General features: G+C 59.2%; 21 protein-coding genes and 1 riboswitch. Of the genes, 13 read left to right on the top strand and 8 right to left on the bottom strand.

What is annotated here, in order from left to right; all coding sequences use genetic code 11:
- Positions 1-424 precede the first annotated feature (424 nt).
- Both purH and purD read left to right on the top strand, forming a co-directional pair.
- On the top strand, positions 425-2,014 hold the full coding sequence (gene purH / locus K5R89_RS24120; RefSeq protein WP_023291607.1) for a bifunctional phosphoribosylaminoimidazolecarboxamide formyltransferase/IMP cyclohydrolase: 1,590 nt from the start codon (positions 425-427) through the stop codon (positions 2,012-2,014).
- Positions 2,015-2,029: 15 nt separating this feature from the next.
- Entirely contained in the window at positions 2,030-3,325 is a 1,296-nt protein-coding gene (gene purD / locus K5R89_RS24115) for a phosphoribosylamine--glycine ligase (RefSeq protein WP_048336584.1), read from the top strand.
- Here the strand turns inward: purD and zraR are convergent.
- Positions 3,315-4,646 (bottom strand): sigma-54-dependent response regulator transcription factor ZraR, encoded by a 1,332-nt coding sequence (gene zraR / locus K5R89_RS24110; RefSeq protein WP_023291605.1) that lies wholly within the window; start codon positions 4,644-4,646, stop codon positions 3,315-3,317. The genes purD and zraR overlap by 11 nt on opposite strands.
- The gene (gene zraS / locus K5R89_RS24105) at positions 4,633-6,021 is read right to left on the bottom strand and encodes a two-component system sensor histidine kinase ZraS (protein ID WP_087827464.1); all 1,389 of its coding nucleotides are present in this window, start codon (positions 6,019-6,021) and stop codon (positions 4,633-4,635) included. Before zraS ends, zraR begins: the two co-directional genes overlap by 14 nt.
- A 258-nt stretch (positions 6,022-6,279) precedes the next feature.
- Here zraS and zraP point away from each other — a divergent pair, with 258 nt between their 5' ends.
- A complete protein-coding gene (zraP, locus tag K5R89_RS24100; RefSeq protein ID WP_064155756.1) occupies positions 6,280-6,717 on the top strand; it encodes a zinc resistance sensor/chaperone ZraP in 438 nt (145 codons plus the stop codon).
- Positions 6,718-6,720: 3 nt separating this feature from the next.
- Here zraP and K5R89_RS24095 read toward each other — a convergent pair whose 3' ends face one another.
- The 6 genes from K5R89_RS24095 to nudC form a co-directional block, all read right to left on the bottom strand.
- The gene (locus K5R89_RS24095) at positions 6,721-7,416 is read right to left on the bottom strand and encodes a DUF1481 domain-containing protein (protein ID WP_064155757.1); all 696 of its coding nucleotides are present in this window, start codon (positions 7,414-7,416) and stop codon (positions 6,721-6,723) included.
- A 12-nt stretch (positions 7,417-7,428) separates the two neighbouring features.
- Positions 7,429-7,701: a nucleoid-associated protein HU-alpha gene (gene hupA / locus K5R89_RS24090; protein ID WP_002884342.1), complete on the bottom strand. Its 273-nt coding sequence runs from the start codon at positions 7,699-7,701 to the stop codon at positions 7,429-7,431.
- A 186-nt stretch (positions 7,702-7,887) separates the two neighbouring features.
- Complete coding sequence (locus K5R89_RS24085; protein ID WP_004206742.1) at positions 7,888-8,478, bottom strand: YjaG family protein; 591 nt, start codon at positions 8,476-8,478, stop codon at positions 7,888-7,890.
- Between the two features lie 42 nt (positions 8,479-8,520).
- The gene (gene nfi / locus K5R89_RS24080) at positions 8,521-9,192 is read right to left on the bottom strand and encodes a deoxyribonuclease V (RefSeq protein WP_023291601.1); all 672 of its coding nucleotides are present in this window, start codon (positions 9,190-9,192) and stop codon (positions 8,521-8,523) included.
- 12 nt (positions 9,193-9,204) lie between these two features.
- Positions 9,205-10,269, bottom strand: a complete 1,065-nt coding sequence (gene hemE / locus K5R89_RS24075; RefSeq protein WP_023291600.1) for a uroporphyrinogen decarboxylase — start codon at positions 10,267-10,269, stop codon at positions 9,205-9,207.
- A 40-nt stretch (positions 10,270-10,309) separates the two neighbouring features.
- Positions 10,310-11,083, bottom strand: coding sequence for an NAD(+) diphosphatase (gene nudC / locus K5R89_RS24070; protein WP_023291599.1), 774 nt, complete (start codon positions 11,081-11,083; stop codon positions 10,310-10,312).
- A gap of 94 nt (positions 11,084-11,177) precedes the next feature.
- On the opposite strand from nudC, the gene K5R89_RS24065 reads away from it, so the two are divergent.
- The 10 genes from K5R89_RS24065 to K5R89_RS24020 all read left to right on the top strand — a co-directional run bounded on the left by K5R89_RS24065 (position 11,178) and on the right by K5R89_RS24020 (position 19,950).
- Positions 11,178-11,675 carry an Rsd/AlgQ family anti-sigma factor gene (locus K5R89_RS24065; RefSeq protein WP_023291598.1) on the top strand — a complete coding sequence of 166 codons (498 nt, stop codon included), beginning with the start codon at positions 11,178-11,180 and terminating at the stop codon, positions 11,673-11,675.
- 53 nt (positions 11,676-11,728) lie between these two features.
- Positions 11,729-11,853: riboswitch (TPP riboswitch) on the top strand.
- Positions 11,854-11,937: 84 nt separating this feature from the next.
- Positions 11,938-13,833, top strand: coding sequence for a phosphomethylpyrimidine synthase ThiC (thiC, locus tag K5R89_RS24060; protein WP_023291597.1), 1,896 nt, complete (start codon positions 11,938-11,940; stop codon positions 13,831-13,833).
- The gene (gene thiE / locus K5R89_RS24055) at positions 13,833-14,468 is read left to right on the top strand and encodes a thiamine phosphate synthase (RefSeq protein ID WP_087827462.1); all 636 of its coding nucleotides are present in this window, start codon (positions 13,833-13,835) and stop codon (positions 14,466-14,468) included. Before thiC ends, thiE begins: the two co-directional genes overlap by 1 nt.
- Entirely contained in the window at positions 14,461-15,216 is a 756-nt protein-coding gene (gene thiF / locus K5R89_RS24050) for a thiazole biosynthesis adenylyltransferase ThiF (protein ID WP_050533980.1), read from the top strand. Before thiE ends, thiF begins: the two co-directional genes overlap by 8 nt.
- A complete protein-coding gene (gene thiS / locus K5R89_RS24045; RefSeq protein WP_017901114.1) occupies positions 15,200-15,400 on the top strand; it encodes a sulfur carrier protein ThiS in 201 nt (66 codons plus the stop codon). Before thiF ends, thiS begins: the two co-directional genes overlap by 17 nt.
- Before the next feature lies 1 nt (position 15,401).
- Positions 15,402-16,172, top strand: coding sequence for a thiazole synthase (gene thiG, locus K5R89_RS24040; RefSeq protein ID WP_087827461.1), 771 nt, complete (start codon positions 15,402-15,404; stop codon positions 16,170-16,172).
- A complete protein-coding gene (gene thiH, locus K5R89_RS24035; RefSeq protein WP_087827460.1) occupies positions 16,169-17,302 on the top strand; it encodes a 2-iminoacetate synthase ThiH in 1,134 nt (377 codons plus the stop codon). The genes thiG and thiH overlap by 4 nt, the downstream gene beginning before the upstream one ends.
- Positions 17,303-17,618: 316 nt before the next feature.
- The gene (locus K5R89_RS24030) at positions 17,619-19,151 is read left to right on the top strand and encodes a sensor domain-containing diguanylate cyclase (RefSeq protein ID WP_017901111.1); all 1,533 of its coding nucleotides are present in this window, start codon (positions 17,619-17,621) and stop codon (positions 19,149-19,151) included.
- Positions 19,152-19,323: 172 nt separating this feature from the next.
- Complete coding sequence (locus K5R89_RS24025) at positions 19,324-19,629, top strand: PTS sugar transporter subunit IIB (RefSeq protein ID WP_002884150.1); 306 nt, start codon at positions 19,324-19,326, stop codon at positions 19,627-19,629.
- Positions 19,630-19,632: 3 nt separating this feature from the next.
- Positions 19,633-19,950, top strand: coding sequence for a PTS lactose/cellobiose transporter subunit IIA (locus tag K5R89_RS24020; RefSeq protein ID WP_004206755.1), 318 nt, complete (start codon positions 19,633-19,635; stop codon positions 19,948-19,950).
- Positions 19,951-19,967 lie beyond the last annotated feature (17 nt).

Genomic DNA, 19,967 nt, shown 5'->3' with positions numbered 1-19,967 from the left:
GAGTCAACCCGTTTTTCAGGATTTTTCTCTTCAACCGAACCGGCTGTTTGTGTGAAGTGATTCACATCCGCCGTGTCAGTGGGAGCGCATTATAGGGAGTTCTCGAGCGCCCGCAATAGAAAAATGGCAGAAAAATGACTGACTGCTGCATTCCCCAGCAAAACCCCGCTTTATACCTCTTTACACACAGAATTATCCACAGGATAGCGTCAAAACATGACCGAACGCCCCGCGGATCGGCAGCTATATAGAAGGAGAACCATCGGCCTAAAGAGAAAGATAAAAATTCGCGAGCGTTGCGCAAACGTTTTCGTTACAATGCCGCGCTATGACACGGATGCCCGGTTGGGTGCGTTAGGTGAGTTTTTAGGCAAAAACTCACCTAACGCTCTCTGTAATGTTCAAATCCTGGGGATTTAATACCATGCAACAACGTCGTCCAGTCCGCCGCGCTCTGCTCAGTGTTTCTGACAAGGCCGGTATCGTCGAATTCGCGCAGGCGCTTTCCGCTCGTGGTGTCGAGCTGCTGTCCACCGGCGGCACCGCCCGCCTGCTGGCAGATAAAGGCCTGCCGGTAACCGAAGTCTCTGACTACACCGGTTTCCCGGAAATGATGGATGGACGCGTGAAGACCCTGCATCCGAAAGTACACGGCGGCATCCTCGGTCGTCGCGGTCAGGATGATGGCATCATGCAGCAGCACGGTATCGCGCCTATCGATATGGTGGTCGTTAACCTCTATCCGTTTGCCCAAACCGTCGCTCGTGAAGGCTGCTCGCTGGAAGACGCGGTGGAAAACATCGATATCGGCGGCCCAACCATGGTCCGCTCCGCGGCGAAGAACCACAAAGATGTCGCCATCGTGGTGAAGAGCAGCGACTACACCGCCATCATTAATGAAATGGACGCCAACGAAGGCTCCCTGACGCTGGACACCCGCTTCGACCTCGCCATTAAAGCCTTCGAACACACCGCCGCGTACGACAGCATGATCGCCAACTACTTCGGCAGCATGGTTCCGGCCTATCACGGCGAAAGCAAAGAAGCCGCTGGCCGCTTCCCACGCACCCTGAATCTGAACTTCATTAAGAAGCAGGATATGCGCTACGGCGAAAACAGCCACCAGCAGGCTGCCTTCTATATAGAAGAGAATGTCAAAGAAGCTTCCGTGGCAACCGCTACCCAGCTGCAGGGTAAAGCGCTCTCCTATAACAATATTGCCGATACCGATGCGGCGCTGGAGTGCGTGAAAGAGTTCAACGAACCGGCCTGCGTGATCGTTAAGCACGCTAACCCGTGCGGCGTTGCCGTCAGCGACTCGATCCTTGACGCCTACGATCGCGCATACAAAACCGACCCGACCTCCGCGTTCGGCGGCATCATCGCCTTCAACCGCGAGCTGGATGCCGACACCGCGCAGGCGATCATCTCTCGCCAGTTTGTCGAGGTGATCATCGCCCCGTCCGCCAGCGAAGAAGCGCTGAAAATCACTGCCGCGAAGCAGAACGTCCGCGTACTGACCTGCGGTCAGTGGGAAGCGCGCGTTGCCGGTCTCGATTTCAAACGTGTCAACGGCGGCCTGCTGGTTCAGGACCGCGATCTCGGTATGGTCACCGCAGGCGAACTGCGCGTGGTCAGTAAACGTCAGCCGAGCGAGCAAGAGCTGCGCGATGCGCTGTTCTGCTGGAAAGTGGCGAAATTCGTCAAATCCAACGCCATCGTGTATGCCAAAGACAATATGACCATCGGCATAGGCGCCGGCCAGATGAGCCGCGTCTATTCGGCGAAAATTGCCGGGATTAAAGCCGGTGACGAAGGTCTGGAAGTGAAAGGCTCCGCCATGGCCTCCGATGCCTTCTTCCCGTTCCGCGACGGGATTGACGCCGCGGCTGCGGTCGGCATCACCTGCGTTATCCAGCCGGGCGGCTCTATCCGCGACGACGAAGTGATTGCCGCCGCTGACGAACACGGCATCGCCATGATCTTCACCGATATGCGCCACTTCCGCCATTAATTCATGGAGCTGCAGATGAAAGTATTAGTAATCGGCAACGGCGGGCGTGAACACGCCCTGGCCTGGAAAGCGGCCCAATCGCCGCTGGTTGATACCGTCTACGTTGCGCCGGGCAACGCAGGTACCGCGCTGGAGCCGTCGCTGCAAAACGTCGCCATCGGCGTCACCGATATTCCGGCGCTGCTGCGCTTCGCTCAGGATGAAAATATCGACCTGACCATCGTTGGTCCGGAAGCGCCGTTGGTGATTGGCGTGGTCGACGCGTTCCGTGCCGCAGGGCTGACCATCTTTGGGCCAACCGAAGGCGCCGCGCAGCTGGAAGGCTCAAAAGCCTTCACCAAAGATTTCCTCGCCCGTCATCATATCCCGACGGCGGAATACCAGAACTTCACCGAGGTCGAGCCTGCGCTGGCTTATCTGCGGGAGAAAGGCGCGCCGATCGTCATCAAAGCCGACGGTCTGGCGGCAGGTAAAGGCGTTATCGTGGCGATGACCCTTGAGGAAGCCGAAGCGGCGGTCAAAGATATGCTGGCCGGTAACGCCTTTGGCGACGCCGGACACCGTATCGTGATTGAAGAGTTCCTCGATGGCGAAGAGGCCAGCTTTATTGTGATGGTCGACGGCGAGCACGTCCTGCCGATGGCCACCAGCCAGGATCACAAACGCGTCGGCAACGGCGATACCGGCCCGAACACCGGTGGGATGGGCGCTTATTCTCCGGCGCCGGTCGTGACTGATGAAGTCCATCAGCGCACCATGGAGCGTATTATCTGGCCAACCGTGAAGGGCATGGCCGCGGAAGGCAACACCTATACCGGTTTCCTGTATGCCGGTCTGATGATCGACAAGCAGGGCAACCCAAAGGTCATTGAGTTCAACTGCCGCTTTGGCGATCCGGAAACCCAGCCGATCATGCTGCGCATGAAATCTGACCTGGTAGCGCTGTGCCTCGCCGCCTGCGCCGGCAAGCTGGATGAGAAAACCTCCGAGTGGGATGACCGCGCATCGCTGGGGGTAGTGGTTGCCGCCGGCGGCTATCCGGGCAACTACAACACGGGCGATGAGATCCATGGCCTGCCGCAGCAGGAAGCGGCAGACGGTAAAGTCTTCCACGCCGGCACGAAACTGTCTGACGACCAGCGCGTGGTCACCAACGGCGGGCGCGTACTGTGCGTCACCGCCCTGGGCGATACCGTAGCGCAGGCGCAGCAGCGCGCCTATCAGTTGCTGACCGATATTCGCTGGGATGGCAGCTTTAGCCGAAACGATATCGGCTGGCGCGCCATTGAGCGCGAAAAGGCTAACGGCTAAGTTTCGCCAACAGCGTTTTCCGCGTAATGCCTAACTGACGGGCGGCTTCGGTTTTGTTGCCGCCCGTTTTTTCCAGCGCCGCCAGAATCACCTCTTTTTCGACTTCCACTAGCGGCTGAATCAGCCCCTCCTCGCTCCCGCCTGACGGCAGCGGCGTACCCGCAATCGCCAGCGGCAGTTCCCGCCCGGAGATATAGTCCCCGGTCAGTAGCACCACCGCCCGCTCCACCGCGTTTTCCAGCTCGCGAATGTTGCCCGGCCAGGAGTAGTGGATCAGCAGGTCCATCGCCTGTGGCGTGAACCCCTTTACCGCCTTACGATTGCGTTCGGCATAGCGTTTGAGAAAGTGCTGCGCCAGCGGCGGAATATCTTCCCGGCGCCGGCGCAGCGGCGGCATCTCAATAGTCACGACGTTCAGGCGGTAATAGAGATCCTGGCGAAAACGCCCGGCGCTTACCTCTTCCGCGAGGTTGCGGTGGGTGGCGGCGATCAGCCGCACATCAACGGCAAGCGTCTGGTTGCTGCCGACCCGCTGCACCTCCCGCTCCTGAATCGCCCGCAGCAGCCGGACCTGCATCAATGGCGAGATATCGCCAATTTCATCGAGGAACAGCGTGCCGCCATCCGCTTCGACAAAGCGCCCTTCACGTCGCCTATCCGCGCCGGTAAACGCCCCTTTTTCATGCCCGAAGAGTTCCGACTCCAGTAGCGACTCATTCAGCGCCGCGCAGTTGAGCGTCACCAGCGGCTTATCACCGCGCCCGCTGCAGGCGTGGATGGCGCGCGCCACCAGTTCCTTACCGGTTCCCGACTCTCCATAGATCAGCACCGTCGCATCCGAAGGGGCTACCAGCGTAATATTATTAAGAAGCGCCTGCATCGCCGGGCTGTCGCCTATCATGCCCCAACGCGAACTCGCTGCGGCGGGGTGTTCGCCCTCGCTATGCCGGGTGTGTGCCAGCGCCTGGACTAACGTCTGCTGTAACGTGTCAAAATCCAGCGGCTTAATCAGATAATCCAGCGCCCCGGACTTGATGGCCTCCACCGCCGTATCGACGCTGGAGAACGCCGTCATGATCAGCACCGGGATCGCCGGGTTATAGGCTTTAATCTCTTTTAACGTCGCGATACCGTCCATCTCCGCCATGCGAATATCGCACAGCACCAGGTCGAAGACCTGCTGATGGATCAGCTCCAGCGCCTGCAGGCCGTTGTGGGCTAATGCCACCTGATAGCCCCAGCCGCGCAGCAGCGCCTGCAGGATCGTGCAGTGGCTGATGTCATCATCGACAACCAGAATCTGTACCTTATCGCTGCTCATCTTCCCTCCGTTGAGCATCAATCGGTAGCCAAAGCGTAAATATCGCTCCGGCCCCCGGCTGACTTTCGGCGCGGATCGTCCCGCCATGTTGTTCGATAATATTCTGCACCACCGCCAGCCCCAGCCCGGTGCCGTCCGCTTTGGTGGTGAAATAGGGGGTGAAGATGGCCTGCAGCTCTTCGGCAGTCATCCCTTTACCGCTATCTGCGACGACGATTTTCATCCGCTGACGGTCAGCTTCGCTTGCCGATACGCGAATGACGCCGTCACGGCCAATCGCCTGCATCGCGTTCAGGTACAGGTTCAACAGCACCTGGTTCAGGCGGTCGGCATCGGCGTTGATCGTGGAGAGCTCCGGGCGCGGAGTGAATTGCAGCGCGATCCCGCGACTCTGCGCATCCTGGCTGATCAGCTGTAATGAGTGGTGGATAAGCGCGTTGATATCCACCGGCTGATAATTTAAATGCGCGGGCCGGACCAGCTCCAGCAGTTCGCTGACCACCCGGTTCAGGCGGTCGGCCTCTTTGGCCATCACCCGCGCTAACTGATGCGACTCGCCGCCCGGCGGCGTGCGCTCGGCAAAATATTTCGCCAGCCCTTTAATCGACGAGAGTGGATTGCGGATCTCGTGCGCCACGCCCGCCGCCAGATGGCCAAGCGCCACCAGTTTCTCTTTGCGGGCCATCGCCTCCAGCAGTTGTTTTCGCGAGCGGCGATAGCGGCGGAACCAGAACTGGGCGAGGATCGTTGCCGCTGTCACCAGCGCGGCGGCGCCCAGCATGATGACCATATTCCGCTGCCCGCGGGCCTGCGCGGCATCCAGTTCACGGCTATCAAAGGCGATAAAAATCACCTGCGGGACGGTGGCTTGAGCCAGGGCGCTGTCGCCGCGATTCATCATGCCCCTATGGTGGCCGCGGGCCGGATTGAGCGGGCGAAACTGGCGATAGACCTCCATGGCCGGCTGCGGCTCGCTAAGCCGCCGCCAGCGCGCCTGTTCGCCAACCGCCAGCGCACGCATCTGCGCGGGGCGGTAGAGCGTTTGGCCCACCTGCTGCGGATCGCTGTGAGCGATGATGGTGCCATTGTCATCAGTCACCGCGAACCACAGGACGCCCGGCTGCCAGGCCATCTCTTCCAGCAGGGCCTGCAGCTGCGCGTGATGCATCCGCATTCCCATGCCGACGCGCGTGCCGGATTCCAGCGCGCGGATAAGTACGCTCCCCTTCTCCTCAATAGTGTGTCGGGCGGCGGTCGTCTCACGACCGTAATCGCGGACGATCATCGCGGAGAACAGCACCACCAGCAGCACCACCGTACCGGTCAGCAGCCAGCTCAGCGCGCCAGCGTCCCGTGAAAAAGGTTTGATCTTCATCGGCGAGTCCTTGTCATCTCCTTTTCGCTATCAGCAGGATCTTTCAGCAGAAATCATGCCATGTTTCCGCACGGCCAAACCTGCTCTCAAACATATCGCCTGCGCTTTAGCGAGTAAAAATGACTCGCCGGTCCCGGGCGGAACGGGTCATTTTTACTCGCCTTCTCTGCCACGGCCTCGGCAGACCTGTTCGGACGGGCTTTTTCAGGCTGGCATGGAAGATGCAATACCGAGAGAAACCACACAGGAGAAAATGCCATGAAACGGAACCGTAACTTATCTCTCGCCCTCGTCACCCTTGCCGCGCTGACCTTCGGCAGCAACGCGGCCTGGGCCAACCACCACTGGGGCAACAATAACGGGATGGGCAACCAGGGCTACAGCCAGCTGACCCAGGAGCAGCAGGCTACCGCGCAAAAGCTGCATAACGACTACTATGCGCAAACCAGCGCCCTTCGCCAGCAGCTGCAGTCCAAACGCTATGAGTACAATGCGCTGCTCACGGCGCAAAAGCCGGACAGCGGCAAGATTGAAGCCGTCGCTCAGGAGATGGAAGGCTTACGCCAGAAGCTGGATCAGCAGCGGGTGAAATTTGATCTCGCGCTGGCTGAGGCAGGCGTTCCCCGCGGCGCAGGCATGGGATATGGCGGCTGTCGCGGTAGCGGCGGCGGTCATATGGGCATGAATCACTGGTAAAGGTTAGAAGCTTTTTTCCGTCGGCTGCCAGGTGCAGAAGTTTTCATTGGCCACCAGCAGCAGTTGAGAGCCTTCCGGCGCCTCAAGCCAGGCAATGCTCACCGCGGCGGAAGCGTGGCTCTGGCGGCGTTCAATGTGCGCCAGAGCCCGACTATCGAGGTCGGACGTCACCGTCTGCCCTTCGCAGGTCAGGACGGTATGCGCGGCGGCGTTCCAGCGCCCCTGACGCAGGACGACCCGACCCTGACGGAGGGCGTCGCTGGTCTGGCGGATCTGCTCGGCGCGATAACGGTACAGCGCGACCTGGTCGCTGGAGAGCTGCTGCTTCTGCCCGTCAACTTCCCGCTGCATAAAGCTCAGATCGCCCTGCGCGTCGAAGCGGGCGCGAATATGTTCCGGCGGCTTGCCGTAGACATTGAGTTCAATAAGCGTCAGCTGATCGCCCTGCCAGCGATATTCGCTGGTCGAGGTGTCCCCGTGACGCCACGGGCTGAAGGCGGCGAGAAGATGGACTTCATCGCCAGAATCTTTACGCCAGATACGCATCGCCCCCTGGTTGTCCGCATAACCGCTGGCGGTAAACGGTGGTAGCGACGCGTTATGGCTGCAGGCAGTTAGCAACAGGATGCCCGCCAGCGCCAGAGGCCGGCGCCAGACAGACAAAAGGGGCTTAATAGCCCCTTCGATAAAACTGTTCACTGCCACGCGGTCTTACTTAACTGCGTCTTTCAGTGCTTTGCCAGAAACAAATGCCGGCACGTTAGCTGCAGCGATTTTGATCTCTTTACCGGTCTGCGGGTTGCGGCCAGTACGCTCAGCGCGGTGGTTCACTTTGAAGGTACCGAAACCAACCAGTTGAACAGCATCACCTTCTTTCAGAGACTCAGTAATTGCAGCCAGGGTAGATTCCAGGGCAGCTTTAGCCTGTGCTTTGGACAGGTCAGCTTTGTCCGCAATTACATCAATCAGTTGAGTCTTGTTCATAAGTTATCCTTACAATGTGTTTATCGCTTGCTAAGCATCGAGTGCGACGGAAATGCCAAAAAAGCACCCTCCTGCATACACGCACCGATAGCCACTTTTTTTCGCCCTCCAAATGTAGACCAGACGGGGGGCGGAATGGAAGCCTTCAGACGCTACAATTCAGGCGGTAAATCACGTTTTCTGGTCTCACTGCTGAAAATTTATACCAATATTGCTCTCGCCGGCCTCACGCAGGTCCGCGCGCAGGCCTTTTATCAGCTCAAGGTCACGCTCTTCGCAGTCGGCCAGCAGGCGGAAAATTTCCCACTGAATGTCCCATTCCTGCTCTACCGCCGGGTTCGCTTTCAGCTCTTCGTCGGTCATTTCGCGGCCTTCCTGGGTCATTTCCAGCATCGCCACGGTGGTGATGGAGGTTTTGCTCACCTCGATCGCGTGCTCGAGCGTTTCGCCGCTCAGACGGGAATGGATCAGTTCGCTCAACGCCACGCAGGCGTCTATGGCCGGATAAACACCGTACAGGTCGAAATCATCTGCCGCCGGGATCGCCTCTTCCAGTTTCTCCAGCTGACTGTCGAAATTCACCTTCGCATCTTTGACCGTCAGCGTTTCCCAGATCAGATCCAGGATACGACGGTACAGCTGGCCGTCGCCAAACTCGGTTTGCTTGCAGAACATCGCGTAGTTGGGGTACATACGCTCGCACAGGCAGGCCATAAAAGTGACATGCTGCCAGCTTTCCAGCTTCTCCAGGCGCAGGTGAATCGGGTTTTGTAACATGATGAATTCTCGAAGTCAGAAATTAGGCGCAGTGTACCTGAATCAGCTGTGATTTGCTTGCCAACGCACAAATGACGGACGACGGGACGCCACCGCATCAGCCCAGCGCGTCGGCTCGGGCAGACGATAGCCTCGCATGCAGCGTTCGACCCACATTAAGGCGCTGTCCATGCCCACCCGGTGGCCGGTGCTAATAAACAGCGGGTTGCAGCGGACTTTACTGCGCCAGACCCAGGCCAGTTGCTCATTTTTATCCATCAGCGGGGCCAGCGCGCCGGGGGCATCACCCAGTTCGCCGATTTTTCCACACAGCCGTTTTTTCGCCACCCCGATGGTCGGCACGTCGATCATCAGGCCAAAATGGCTGGCGACGCCCAGCCGCCGGGGATGGGAAATACCGTGTCCGTCAACAAACAACAGGTCCGGTTTTTGCGAAAGCTGCTCCCACGCCGCCAGCAGCGCAGGCGTTTCGCGAAACGAGAGAAAGCCGGGAATATAGGGCATGGAGGTGGCGACGCGCGCCACCTGATACTCCACCAGCTCCAGTTCAGGCCAGGTCAGCAGCACCATCGCAGCTCGGGTGACCTCCCCTTCCTGCTCAAACCCAACATCCGCACCGCCGATCAATACTGGCGGGTCGCGATCCAGTCGATCCGCCCGCTCTACCGACGCGGCTAACTGTTGCTGTTGGATACGGAGTGCGGCTAAATCCATATGGCTGATCTCCTACTGGTGATAGGGTGCGGAAAGACGATGCACCGCTTCAACAAAGACGCCCGCATGCTCAGGGTCAACGTCCTGATGGATGCCGTGGCCGAGGTTAAAGACGTGGCCTTCCCCCTGACCAAAGCCGGCGAGGATGGTCGCGACTTCTTCTTCAATACGCGCGGCGGGCGCATAGAGCATGGACGGATCCATGTTGCCCTGCAGCGCGACTTTGTTGCCCACACGACGACGGGCATCGGCAATATCGGTGGTCCAGTCGAGACCCAGCGCGTCACAGCCGGTCTCCGCCATTGCTTCCAGCCACTGACCGCCGCCTTTGGTGAACAGCGTCACCGGCACGCGGCGGCCTTCGTTTTCCCGCAGCAGGCCATCGACGATTTTATGCATGTAGTAGAGGGAGAACTGCTGGTAGTCGCGGCCGGTCAGCACCCCGCCCCAGGTGTCAAAAATCATCACCGACTGCGCGCCGGCTTTGATCTGCGCGTTGAGATACAGGGTGACGCTCTTCGCCAGCTTATCCAGCAGCGCGTGCAGCGCCTGCGGGTCGGCGTACATCATCTTTTTGATGACGGTGAAAGCCTTGCTGCTGCCGCCTTCCACCATGTAGGTCGCCAGCGTCCACGGGCTACCGGAAAAACCGATCAGCGGCACTTCGCCTTTCAGTTCGCGGCGAATGGTGCGCACGGCATTCATCACGTAGCCCAGTTCCTGCTCGGGATCCGGGACTGGCAGCTTGTCGACGTCGGCTTTGCTTTTCACCGGCGAGGTGAAGCGCGGGCCTTCGCCTGCCTCAAAGTACAGCCCCAGCCCCATGGCGTCCGGGATGGTCAGGATGTCCGAAAAGAGGATCGCCGCGTCCAGCGGGTAACGACGCAGCGGCTGGAGCGTCACTTCGCAGGCCAGCTCGGCATTTTTACACAGCGACATAAAGTCGCCCGCTTGCGCACGGGTGGCTTTGTACTCCGGTAAATAGCGGCCCGCCTGGCGCATCATCCACACCGGGGTGACATCAACCGGCTGACGCAGCAGCGCGCGCAGGTAACGATCGTTCTTCAGTTCGGTCATTTTTACATTCCTTTAGCGTTGATACGCCCAGTGTAACATGTCACTCGAACTCTGCCCGACACATCGCGACGGTATCTTCGATAAGCCGGCGCGCCACCGTCCCCGGCGGCGGCAGAAGCGGCAGATCGTCATAGCGGTACCAGTCCGCGCTGAGTAACTCTTTTTTATCCACCACGATATCGCCCTCCGCGTAATCCGCCATAAAGGCAGTCATCAGCGACTGCGGGAACGGCCACGGTTGAGAAGTCACGTAGCGCAGATTTTTCACCCGGATACCGCTCTCCTCCATCACCTCACGGGCAACGGCCTGCTCGAGGGTTTCGCCGACCTCGACGAACCCGGCCAGCACGGTGTGTACCCCATTGCGATGTCGGGTATGTTGCGCCAGCAGGATCGCATCGTCGCGACGGATAGCGACGATAATGCACGGGGCAATTTGCGGGTAGTAACGTTCACGACAGTGGCTGCACAGCATCGCCCATTCGCTTTTACTGGCATGCATCGGGTGACCGCAGTAGCCGCAAAATTTATGCGATCGATAAAATTCGGCGAGCTGGATCCCCCGTCCCGCCAGCTGAAAGAGTCCCGGATCCTGATCCAGCACCTGGCGTAACGATCCCATGTCATGGCGACGATCCTGGCGCACCATCCACACCGGATCGCCCTGCCATTCGCCGATATGCAGCGCATGCTGGCCGACAAGATCGAAATTAACCGCTTCGCCATGTGGTAATTCTCCACCAGGCAACCATAATTTTTGTTCGTGACTGACAACCCACCAGCCGCGATCTAATTTTTCAATAATACGATCCATATCTATTGCACTACCTTTGCTTCACTGGCATGTTGTTAACATTATATTTACATTTTTGGTGAGCAGATTTAAATCAAAACTAGCGGAGTCAATCATGCTAAACCAGCTGGAAAATCTGACGGAGCGCGTTGGCGGTAGTAATGAACTGGTCGATCGCTGGCTACAAGTGCGTAAGCATCTGCTCGTGGCTTACTACAATCTGGTTGGCCTGAAACCGGGCAAAGAGTCGTTTATGCGGCTAAACGAAAAGGCGCTGGATGACTTTTGCCAAAGTCTGGTGGATTACCTCTCGTCCGGTCATTTTAGTATTTATGAACGCATTATTGGCGAAATGGAAGGCGATACCCCACTTTTAGCCGCCACCCGGCTTTACCCGCAGCTGGAAGCCAATACCCAGCAGATGATGGACTACTACGATACCTGCCTCGAAAACGCCATTGATCATGATAACTACCTTGAATTTCAGCAGGCGCTGTCGGATATCGGCGAGTCGCTGGAAGCGCGTTTCGCCCTGGAAGATAAACTGATCGCCCTCGCCGTCGCCCATCATCTGAACGATGAGGTGCGCGATAATATTGCCCCGACCGCTTGAGTTGTGCGCAATTAACGAGTAGTTTACCTTCATTCCCCCTCTCCGGAGGGGATGTCATCTTGTCGGAGTGCTTATTTTCCATGTGAAGGCTAACGTGGAAAAGGCTGAGACCGTTAATTCGGGATCCGCGGAACCTGATCAGGCTAATACCTGCGAAGGGAACAAGAGTAAACTGCTGTTCGCGTCAGTCCGTCAGGGCCGATCGCATCTGTTACTCCATCCGTCGTCTGACAAGCCATGTCCTTTTCATCTGGAATGCGCTATGTCTACTACCAAACTGACCCGTCGTGAGCTACGCGAGCACGCGCAGCGATTTATCGATACGCTGGAAGGCGCTGCTTTCCCTAATTCGCGCCGTATCTACATTCAAGGTTCACAAGCGGATATCCGCGTCCCAATGCGTGAAATCCAGCTCAGCCCAACCCTCGTCGGCGGCGATAACGATAACCCACAGTACGAAGCCAACGAACCGATCCCGGTGTATGACACCTCCGGACCTTATGGCGACCCGGATATTGGCATTAATGTCCGCCAGGGGCTTGCCAGGCTGCGCCAGCCGTGGATCGACGCGCGCAATGACTGCGCCCCGCTCAGCGAACGCAGCTCGGCCTATACCAAAGCGCGGCTGGCCGATGACGGCCTTGATGAGCTGCGCTTCAATAGCCAGCTGAAGCCAAAACGCGCCGTTGCCGGCAAATGTGTTACCCAACTGCACTACGCCCGCCAGGGGATCGTCACCCCGGAGATGGAGTTCATCGCCATTCGCGAAAACATGGGCCGCGAACGTATTCGCAGCGAAGTTCTGCGCCAGCAGCATGCCGGCGAAGGCTTCGGCGCCCGCCTGCCGGAAAACATTACCCCTGAGTTCGTCCGTGATGAAGTGGCCGCCGGGCGCGCCATCATCCCGGCCAATATCAACCACCCGGAGTCTGAGCCGATGATTATCGGCCGCAACTTCCTGGTAAAAGTGAATGCTAATATCGGCAACTCGGCGGTGACCTCCTCCATCGAAGAAGAGGTCGAGAAGCTGGTCTGGTCCACCCGCTGGGGCGCCGATACGGTGATGGATCTCTCCACCGGCCGCTATATCCACGAAACCCGCGAGTGGATCCTGCGTAACAGTCCGGTACCGATCGGCACCGTGCCGATTTACCAGGCGCTGGAGAAGGTCAACGGCATCGCCGAGAACCTCACCTGGGAAGCCTTCCGCGATACCCTGCTGGAACAGGCCGAACAGGGCGTCGACTACTTCACCATTCACGCCGGCGTACTGCTGCGCTACGTCCCGATGACCGCGAAGCGTCTGACCGGCATCGTTTCGCGCGGCGGCTCAATCATGGCCAAATGGTGCCTGTCGCACCATCAGGAAAACTTTCTCTACCAGCATTTCCGCGAAATCTGCGAAATCTGCGCCGCCTATGACGTGTCGCTGTCGCTGGGCGATGGCCTGCGCCCCGGCTCCATTCAGGATGCCAACGACGAAGCGCAGTTCTCCGAGCTGCGCACCCTCGGCGAGCTGACGAAAATCGCCTGGGAGTATGACGTGCAGGTGATGATCGAGGGCCCCGGCCACGTGCCGATGCAGATGATCCGCCGCAATATGACCGAGGAGCTGGAGCACTGCCACGAAGCGCCGTTCTACACCCTCGGGCCGCTCACCACCGACATTGCGCCGGGCTACGACCATTTCACCTCCGGCATCGGCGCGGCGATGATCGGCTGGTTCGGCTGCGCCATGCTGTGCTATGTCACGCCAAAAGAGCATCTCGGCCTGCCCAACAAAGAGGATGTGAAGCAGGGGCTGATTACCTACAAAATCGCCGCCCACGCCGCCGACCTGGCGAAAGGTCACCCCGGGGCGCAGATCCGCGATAACGCCATGTCGAAGGCGCGCTTTGAATTCCGCTGGGAAGACCAGTTTAACCTCGCGCTGGATCCATTTACCGCCCGGGCCTATCACGATGAAACCCTGCCGCAGGAATCCGGCAAAGTTGCCCACTTCTGCTCCATGTGCGGTCCGAAATTCTGCTCAATGAAGATCACTCAGGAAGTCCGCGACTACGCCGCCAGACAGGCCATCGACGCCGGCATGGCCGATATGTCGCATCACTTCCGCGCCCGCGGCGGCGAAATCTACCTGAAACAGGAGGAAGTCTGATGTATCAGCCTGATTTTCCACCCGTCCCGTTTCGTCTCGGACTCTACCCGGTAGTGGACAGCGTGGCGTGGATTGAGCGCCTGCTCGAAGCCGGCGTGCGTACTATTCAGCTGCGCATCAAAGACCGACGCGACAGCGAAGTGGAGGATGACGTCATCGCCGCCATCGCCCTTGGCCGCCGCTATCACGCCCGGCTGTTCATTAACGATTACTGGCGACTGGCGATCAAGCACCAGGCCTACGGCGTGCATCTCGGACAAGAAGATCTGGAAACCACCGATCTGAGCGCCATCCGCCAAGCCGGGCTACGTCTGGGCGTCTCCACCCATGACGATATGGAGATTGATGTCGCCCTGGCGGCGCGCCCCTCTTACATCGCCCTGGGTCACGTCTTCCCGACGCAAACCAAACAGATGCCCTCCGCGCCGCAGGGGCTCGAGCAGCTTGCCAGACATATCCAACGCCTGGCGGATTACCCCACCGTGGCGATCGGCGGAATTAGCCTTGAAAAGGCCCCGGCGGTGCTGGCGACCGGCGTCGGCAGCATCGCAGTGGTCAGCGCCATCACCCAGGCGGCGGACTGGCGGGCAGCGACCGACCAGCTGCTGACGCTGGCGGGAGCGGGCGATGAATGATCACGACTTTATGCGCTATAGCCGTCAGCTGCTGCTGGAGGATATCGCCATCGAGGGACAGCAGAAGCTGTTAGCCAGCCGGGTGCTGATTATCGGCCTTGGCGGGCTGGGCTCCCCGGCGGCGCTCTATCTGGCCGGGGCTGGCGTCGGGACGCTGACCCTGGCCGATGACGACGCCGTGCATCTCAGCAATCTGCAGCGGCAGATCCTGTTCACCAGCGCGGATATCGATCGGCCAAAAGCCGCGGCGGCAAAGACGCGGCTCAGCCAGCTAAATCCGCAGATCAAACTGGTTGCGCTCCAGCAGCGATTAAGCGGCGAGGCGCTGCGCGCCGAGGTGGCGAAAGCGGACGTGGTGCTGGACTGTACCGATAACATGGTCACCCGCCAGGCGATCAATGCCGCCTGCGTGGCCCTCGACATCCCGTTAGTGACCGCCAGCGCCGTCGGCTTCGGCGGTCAGCTGATGGTGCTCACCCCCCCCTGGACGCAGGGTTGCTATCGCTGCCTGTGGCCGGATAGCGACGAACCGCAGCGCAACTGCCGCACCGCGGGGATCGTCGGTCCGGTGGTCGGCATGATGGGCACGCTGCAGGCGCTGGAGGCCATTAAGCTGCTCAGCGGCATGACGACGCCGCGCAACACTCTGCGGCTGTTCGACGCCCGCACCAGCAACTGGCGTAACCTGGCGCTACAGCGTTCCCGGGACTGCCCGATTTGCGGAGGGCGGCATGCAGATCTGGTTTAACGACGAGCCGCTGGCGTGCGCCGACCATCTCAGCGTCAGCGCCCTGCTGACCCAGCTCGAACAGCTGCAGCCGGGCGTCGCGCTGGCGCTCAATCAACACATTCTGCCGCGCGACCGGTGGGAAGATCATCTCTTGCAGGAAGGCGATCGAGTCCTGCTTTTTCAGGTTATCGCTGGAGGCTGACATGTTACGTATTGCAGACAAAACATTTGAATCCCATCTTTTCACCGGTACCGGCAAATTCGCCGCCCCGGAGGTGATGGTTGAGGCGATTCGCGCCTCGGGCAGCCAGCTGGTCACCCTGGCGATGAAGCGCGTCGATTTACGTCAGCACAATGACGCCATCCTCGCCCCGCTGCTGGCGGCGGGAGTCAGCCTGCTGCCGAATACCTCGGGCGCCAAGACAGCGGAAGAGGCGATGTTTGCCGCCCGCCTGGCGCGGGAAGCCTTGGGCACCCACTGGCTGAAACTGGAGATCCACCCGGACGCCCGCTGGCTGCTGCCCGACCCGATTGAAACCCTGAAAGCGGCGGAGCTGCTGGTCCGCGAAGGGTTCGTGGTGCTGCCCTACTGCGGCGCCGACCCGGTGCTGTGTAAACGGCTGGAAGAGGCTGGCTGCGCGGCGGTGATGCCCCTGGGCGCGCCGATCGGCTCCAATCAGGGGCTGGAAACCAAAGCCATGCTGGAGATTATTATCGAGCAGTCGACGGTGCCGGTGGTGGTCGACGCCGGCATCGGCGTTCCAAGCCATGCGGCGCAGGCGCTGGAAATGGGCGCGGACGCGGTGCTGGTCAATACCGCTATTGCCGTCGCCGACGATCCCGTGGCCATGGCCCACGCTTTCCGTATGGCGGTCGAGGCCGGCTTGCTGGCCCGTCAGGCCGGACCGGGGGCGCGCAGCGCGCAGGCGCAGGCCACCAGCCCGCTCACCGGATTCCTGGAGGCGCTGGCATGAAAACCTTCAGCGATCGCTGGCGGCAGCTGGAGTGGGACGACATCCGCCTGCGCATCAACGGTAAAACCGCCGCCGATGTCGAACGGGCGCTGGCAGCCAAACAGCTGACCCGCGACGACATGATGGCCCTGCTTTCGCCGGCGGCGGCCGGGTATCTTGAACCTCTGGCCCAGCGCGCGCAGCGGCTTACCCGTCAGCGCTTCGGCAATACCGTCAGCTTCTACGTGCCGCTGTATCTCTCCAACCTGTGCGCCAACGACTGCACCTACTGCGGCTTCTCGATGAGCAACCGCATTAAGCGCAAGACGCTGGATGCTGCCGAGATTACCCGCGAGTGCGCCGCGATCCGCGACCTGGGCTTTGAGCATCTGCTGCTGGTGACCGGTGAGCATCAGGGCAAAGTGGGAATGGATTATTTCCGCCAGCACCTGCCGGCAATCCGCAGCCAGTTTGCCTCGCTGCATATGGAGGTGCAGCCGCTGGCGACCGACGAGTATGCCGAGCTGAAAACCCTGGGGCTCGACGGGGTGATGGTCTATCAGGAGACCTATCACGAAAGCATGTACGCCCAGCATCACCTGAAAGGGAAAAAGCAGGATTTCTTCTGGCGGCTGGATACGCCGGATCGCCTGGGCGAGGCGGGGATCGATAAGATCGGCCTTGGCGCGCTGATCGGCCTTTCCGACAGCTGGCGGGTGGATTGCTTTATGGTCGCTGAGCACCTGCTGTGGCTGCAGCAACGCTACTGGCGCAGCCGCTATTCGGTCTCCTTCCCGCGTCTGCGTCCCTGCGCCGGCGGCATTGAACCGGCCTCGCTAATGGATGAGCGTCAGCTGGTGCAGACCATCTGCGCCTTCCGCCTGCTGGCGCCGGAGGTTGAGCTGTCGCTATCCACCCGCGAATCCCCCTGGTTCCGCGACCGGGTGATCCCGCTGGCGATCAATAACGTCAGCGCCTTCTCCAAAACCCAGCCCGGGGGTTACGCCGACGACCATCCGGAGCTTGAGCAGTTCGCGCCGCACGATGACCGTCGGCCTGAAGAAGTCGCCAGCGCGCTGGCTGCCCGCGGCCTGCAGCCGGTGTGGAAAGACTGGGACAGCTGGCTGGGACGCGCCTCGCAAACCTCATGATGTACAGTGTAAGCGCCTGATATTTTTGCGCGCCTGCACGAGAGATGAAAAACGGAGGCTGGCCCGCCAGGCGCCCTTTTTCTATTCTGCCCGGGTCAGCAGCGGACGCTGACCAGGGCGAACCTTTTCTTCCTCATTTTCGCCCTGCCTCTCCGCGCTGATCGAGGGCCTGTACATTGTCGCCGAATATAAATCACGATACATGAAGGCCTCAGAGTTATAATTGAGCAATAGTTAACTGATTCGATCGGCAGGCGTCGCAGTCGCAACCTGCGTTCGGACCCATGGTTTATACATCCGGGACGATTAACGATTCATGGCTCTACACAACAGAAAGCTCTCTTTCACGACGCCGATCGTCGTGGGGTTTGCCGGCATCTTGCTCAGTTTTATGCTGATCGCTATTTTTGTCACCCTGGCGCAGCGAAAAGATTTTCTTGAAGATTATCACGACATTAACCGCAACTTTACCCACAACCTGGCGATCAACTACACGGAAACCCTGCTGCGGGAAAATGATTTTATCCTTGGGCGCGCGGTCGCCTTCTTTGCCCGCAATGACGAACTGAATCGCGCAGTCAATGTGGAACCGGAGAAAGGGTTAACGACGCTGATGCAGTTACAGAACATGATGCCGAGCGTCTCATCCATCTCGCTGGCGGATACCGAGGGCCACTATCTGCGCGCCCCGGAGGTGCTGGAAAATGAAGACAGTCAGGCTTTCGATCCCAGAACGCGACCCTGGTTTATCAAACAGGCGGAAGCCAGCACCTTCAGCCACTACACCAGCCCATATATGGATTTTTTTACCCACCATCCGACGATTACCATTTTCAAACCCATCATCACCCCGGAGGGGAAACTCAAGGGCAGCCTGGCCTTTCATCTCGATCTCACCTCCATGGGATTCGCGCTGCGCCAGATGGTCGCCCCCGTACAGGGCGAGTTTTTTGTGGTGCAGCGTGATGGCAAAGTGGTCCTGCACTCCGACCCTGGCGCGCTGTTTAAACCCTTCGTCAGTAATGAGCTGATGGATAAAATGACCAGCGGCGAGGGACAGCTTTACGATCCCGGGAGCGACACCTGGTATTACTATTACTCCTTTACCAATCCCGACTGGTTTGTGATTTTCCGTGTCGATAACACCACCCTGGTTAATCTGACGCGCCATGAAACCAATTTAGTGATCGGCGGTTTCGCCCTCGCGGCGATCATCATCATCCTGTTCGGCCTTTATCTGCGTCATGCCTCCCGCACCGTGCTGATGAATATCATCAATGCGATTAAAACCGGCGACGTCAAACGCGCCCCACGCCTCGAGGCGATGCTGAGTAAAGCCATTGAAACCAATAAGCAGCGCGAACTGACCTACGTCCGCCAGGCGACCATTGACGCGCTCACCGGCTGCAAGAACCGCCGCGCCTTCGACAGCGATATTGCCGCGCTGATGAACGATCATCAGCCGTTCGCCCTCGCGCTGGTCGATATCGATAACTTTAAATCGATCAACGACACCTGGGGTCACCTCAACGGCGATATCGTTCTGCGTAACGTCGCCCGCGAAGGGCTGCAGGTCCTCCAGCCGCTGGAGATATCCCTCTATCGCTATGGTGGTGAAGAGTTCGCGGTGGTCTTTCCTGCCGAACATATTGATAACGCCCGCACGCTGCTGGAAACATGGCGGGTAAACGTCGAACGGCGCACCTGGCGCGAAGATGGCCTGACGGTCACCTTCAGCGCCGGGCTGGGGGAATGGAACATGGAGCCGCTGGATAAACTGGTGGTGAGCGTCGATGAAGCGCTGTACAAAGCCAAACAGCAGGGTAAAAACCGTATCCTGCGCGCCTAGGACTTTAGCGCCGCAACCGCCCACTTCGGTGGGCTTTTTTATTTTTTCCGGCAAAAATGAAACCGGTTTCAATTTTTGTGTGATGACTTACACACAATCACGGTAAAGCGGTTGTCGCATCGCCAGGGCCGCGATAAACATAAGACATCACGGAACACAAGGGCCACTGACTATGAAGAATATCGTTTTGTGCTGTGCCGCCGGTATGTCTACCAGCATGCTGGTTCAGCGTATGCAAGATGCCGCGCAGAAGAAAGGTGTTGAGGTCTCAATCAAGGCCGTACCGGTCGCCGAGTTTAAAGATAATCTGGCCGCCGCCGACATTATTCTGCTCGGCCCGCAGGTGAAATATGAGCAGGCGAAGCTGCAGGCGCTGGCCGACCCGTTCGGCAAAAAGGTCGCCGTGATCGATATGATGGACTACGGCATGATGAAAGGTGATGCCGTTCTGGATAAAGCCCTTAAGATGCTGGAGTAATCGATGGAAGATTTAGAAACGATCATCATGGAGCTGCTGGTTAACGCGGGTTCCGCGCGCAGCGCGGCGCTGACGGCGCTACAGCTGGCGCGGAAAGGCGATTTTGCCGCAGCGGAGCAGGCCATGGCCGAGTCCCATGAGTTCGTCAAACATGCGCATAAAATTCAGACCCAGCTTATCGGCCTGGATGAAGGCAGCGGTAAGTTACCGGTCAACCTGATCACCGTGCATTCTCAGGACCATCTGATGAACGCCATGGTCATTCAGGATCTGGCGACCGATATGATTGAACTATACCGTCGCCTGCCCCTCGCGCAATAATCTCTCGAACTGAACGG

The organism is Klebsiella sp. TF21-TM, assembly GCF_019753495.1.
Lineage (GTDB): Bacteria > Pseudomonadota > Gammaproteobacteria > Enterobacterales > Enterobacteriaceae > Klebsiella > Klebsiella quasipneumoniae.
Note: the sequence above shows the minus strand (reverse complement) of the source record. Positions and strands in the feature narration are given on the sequence as shown.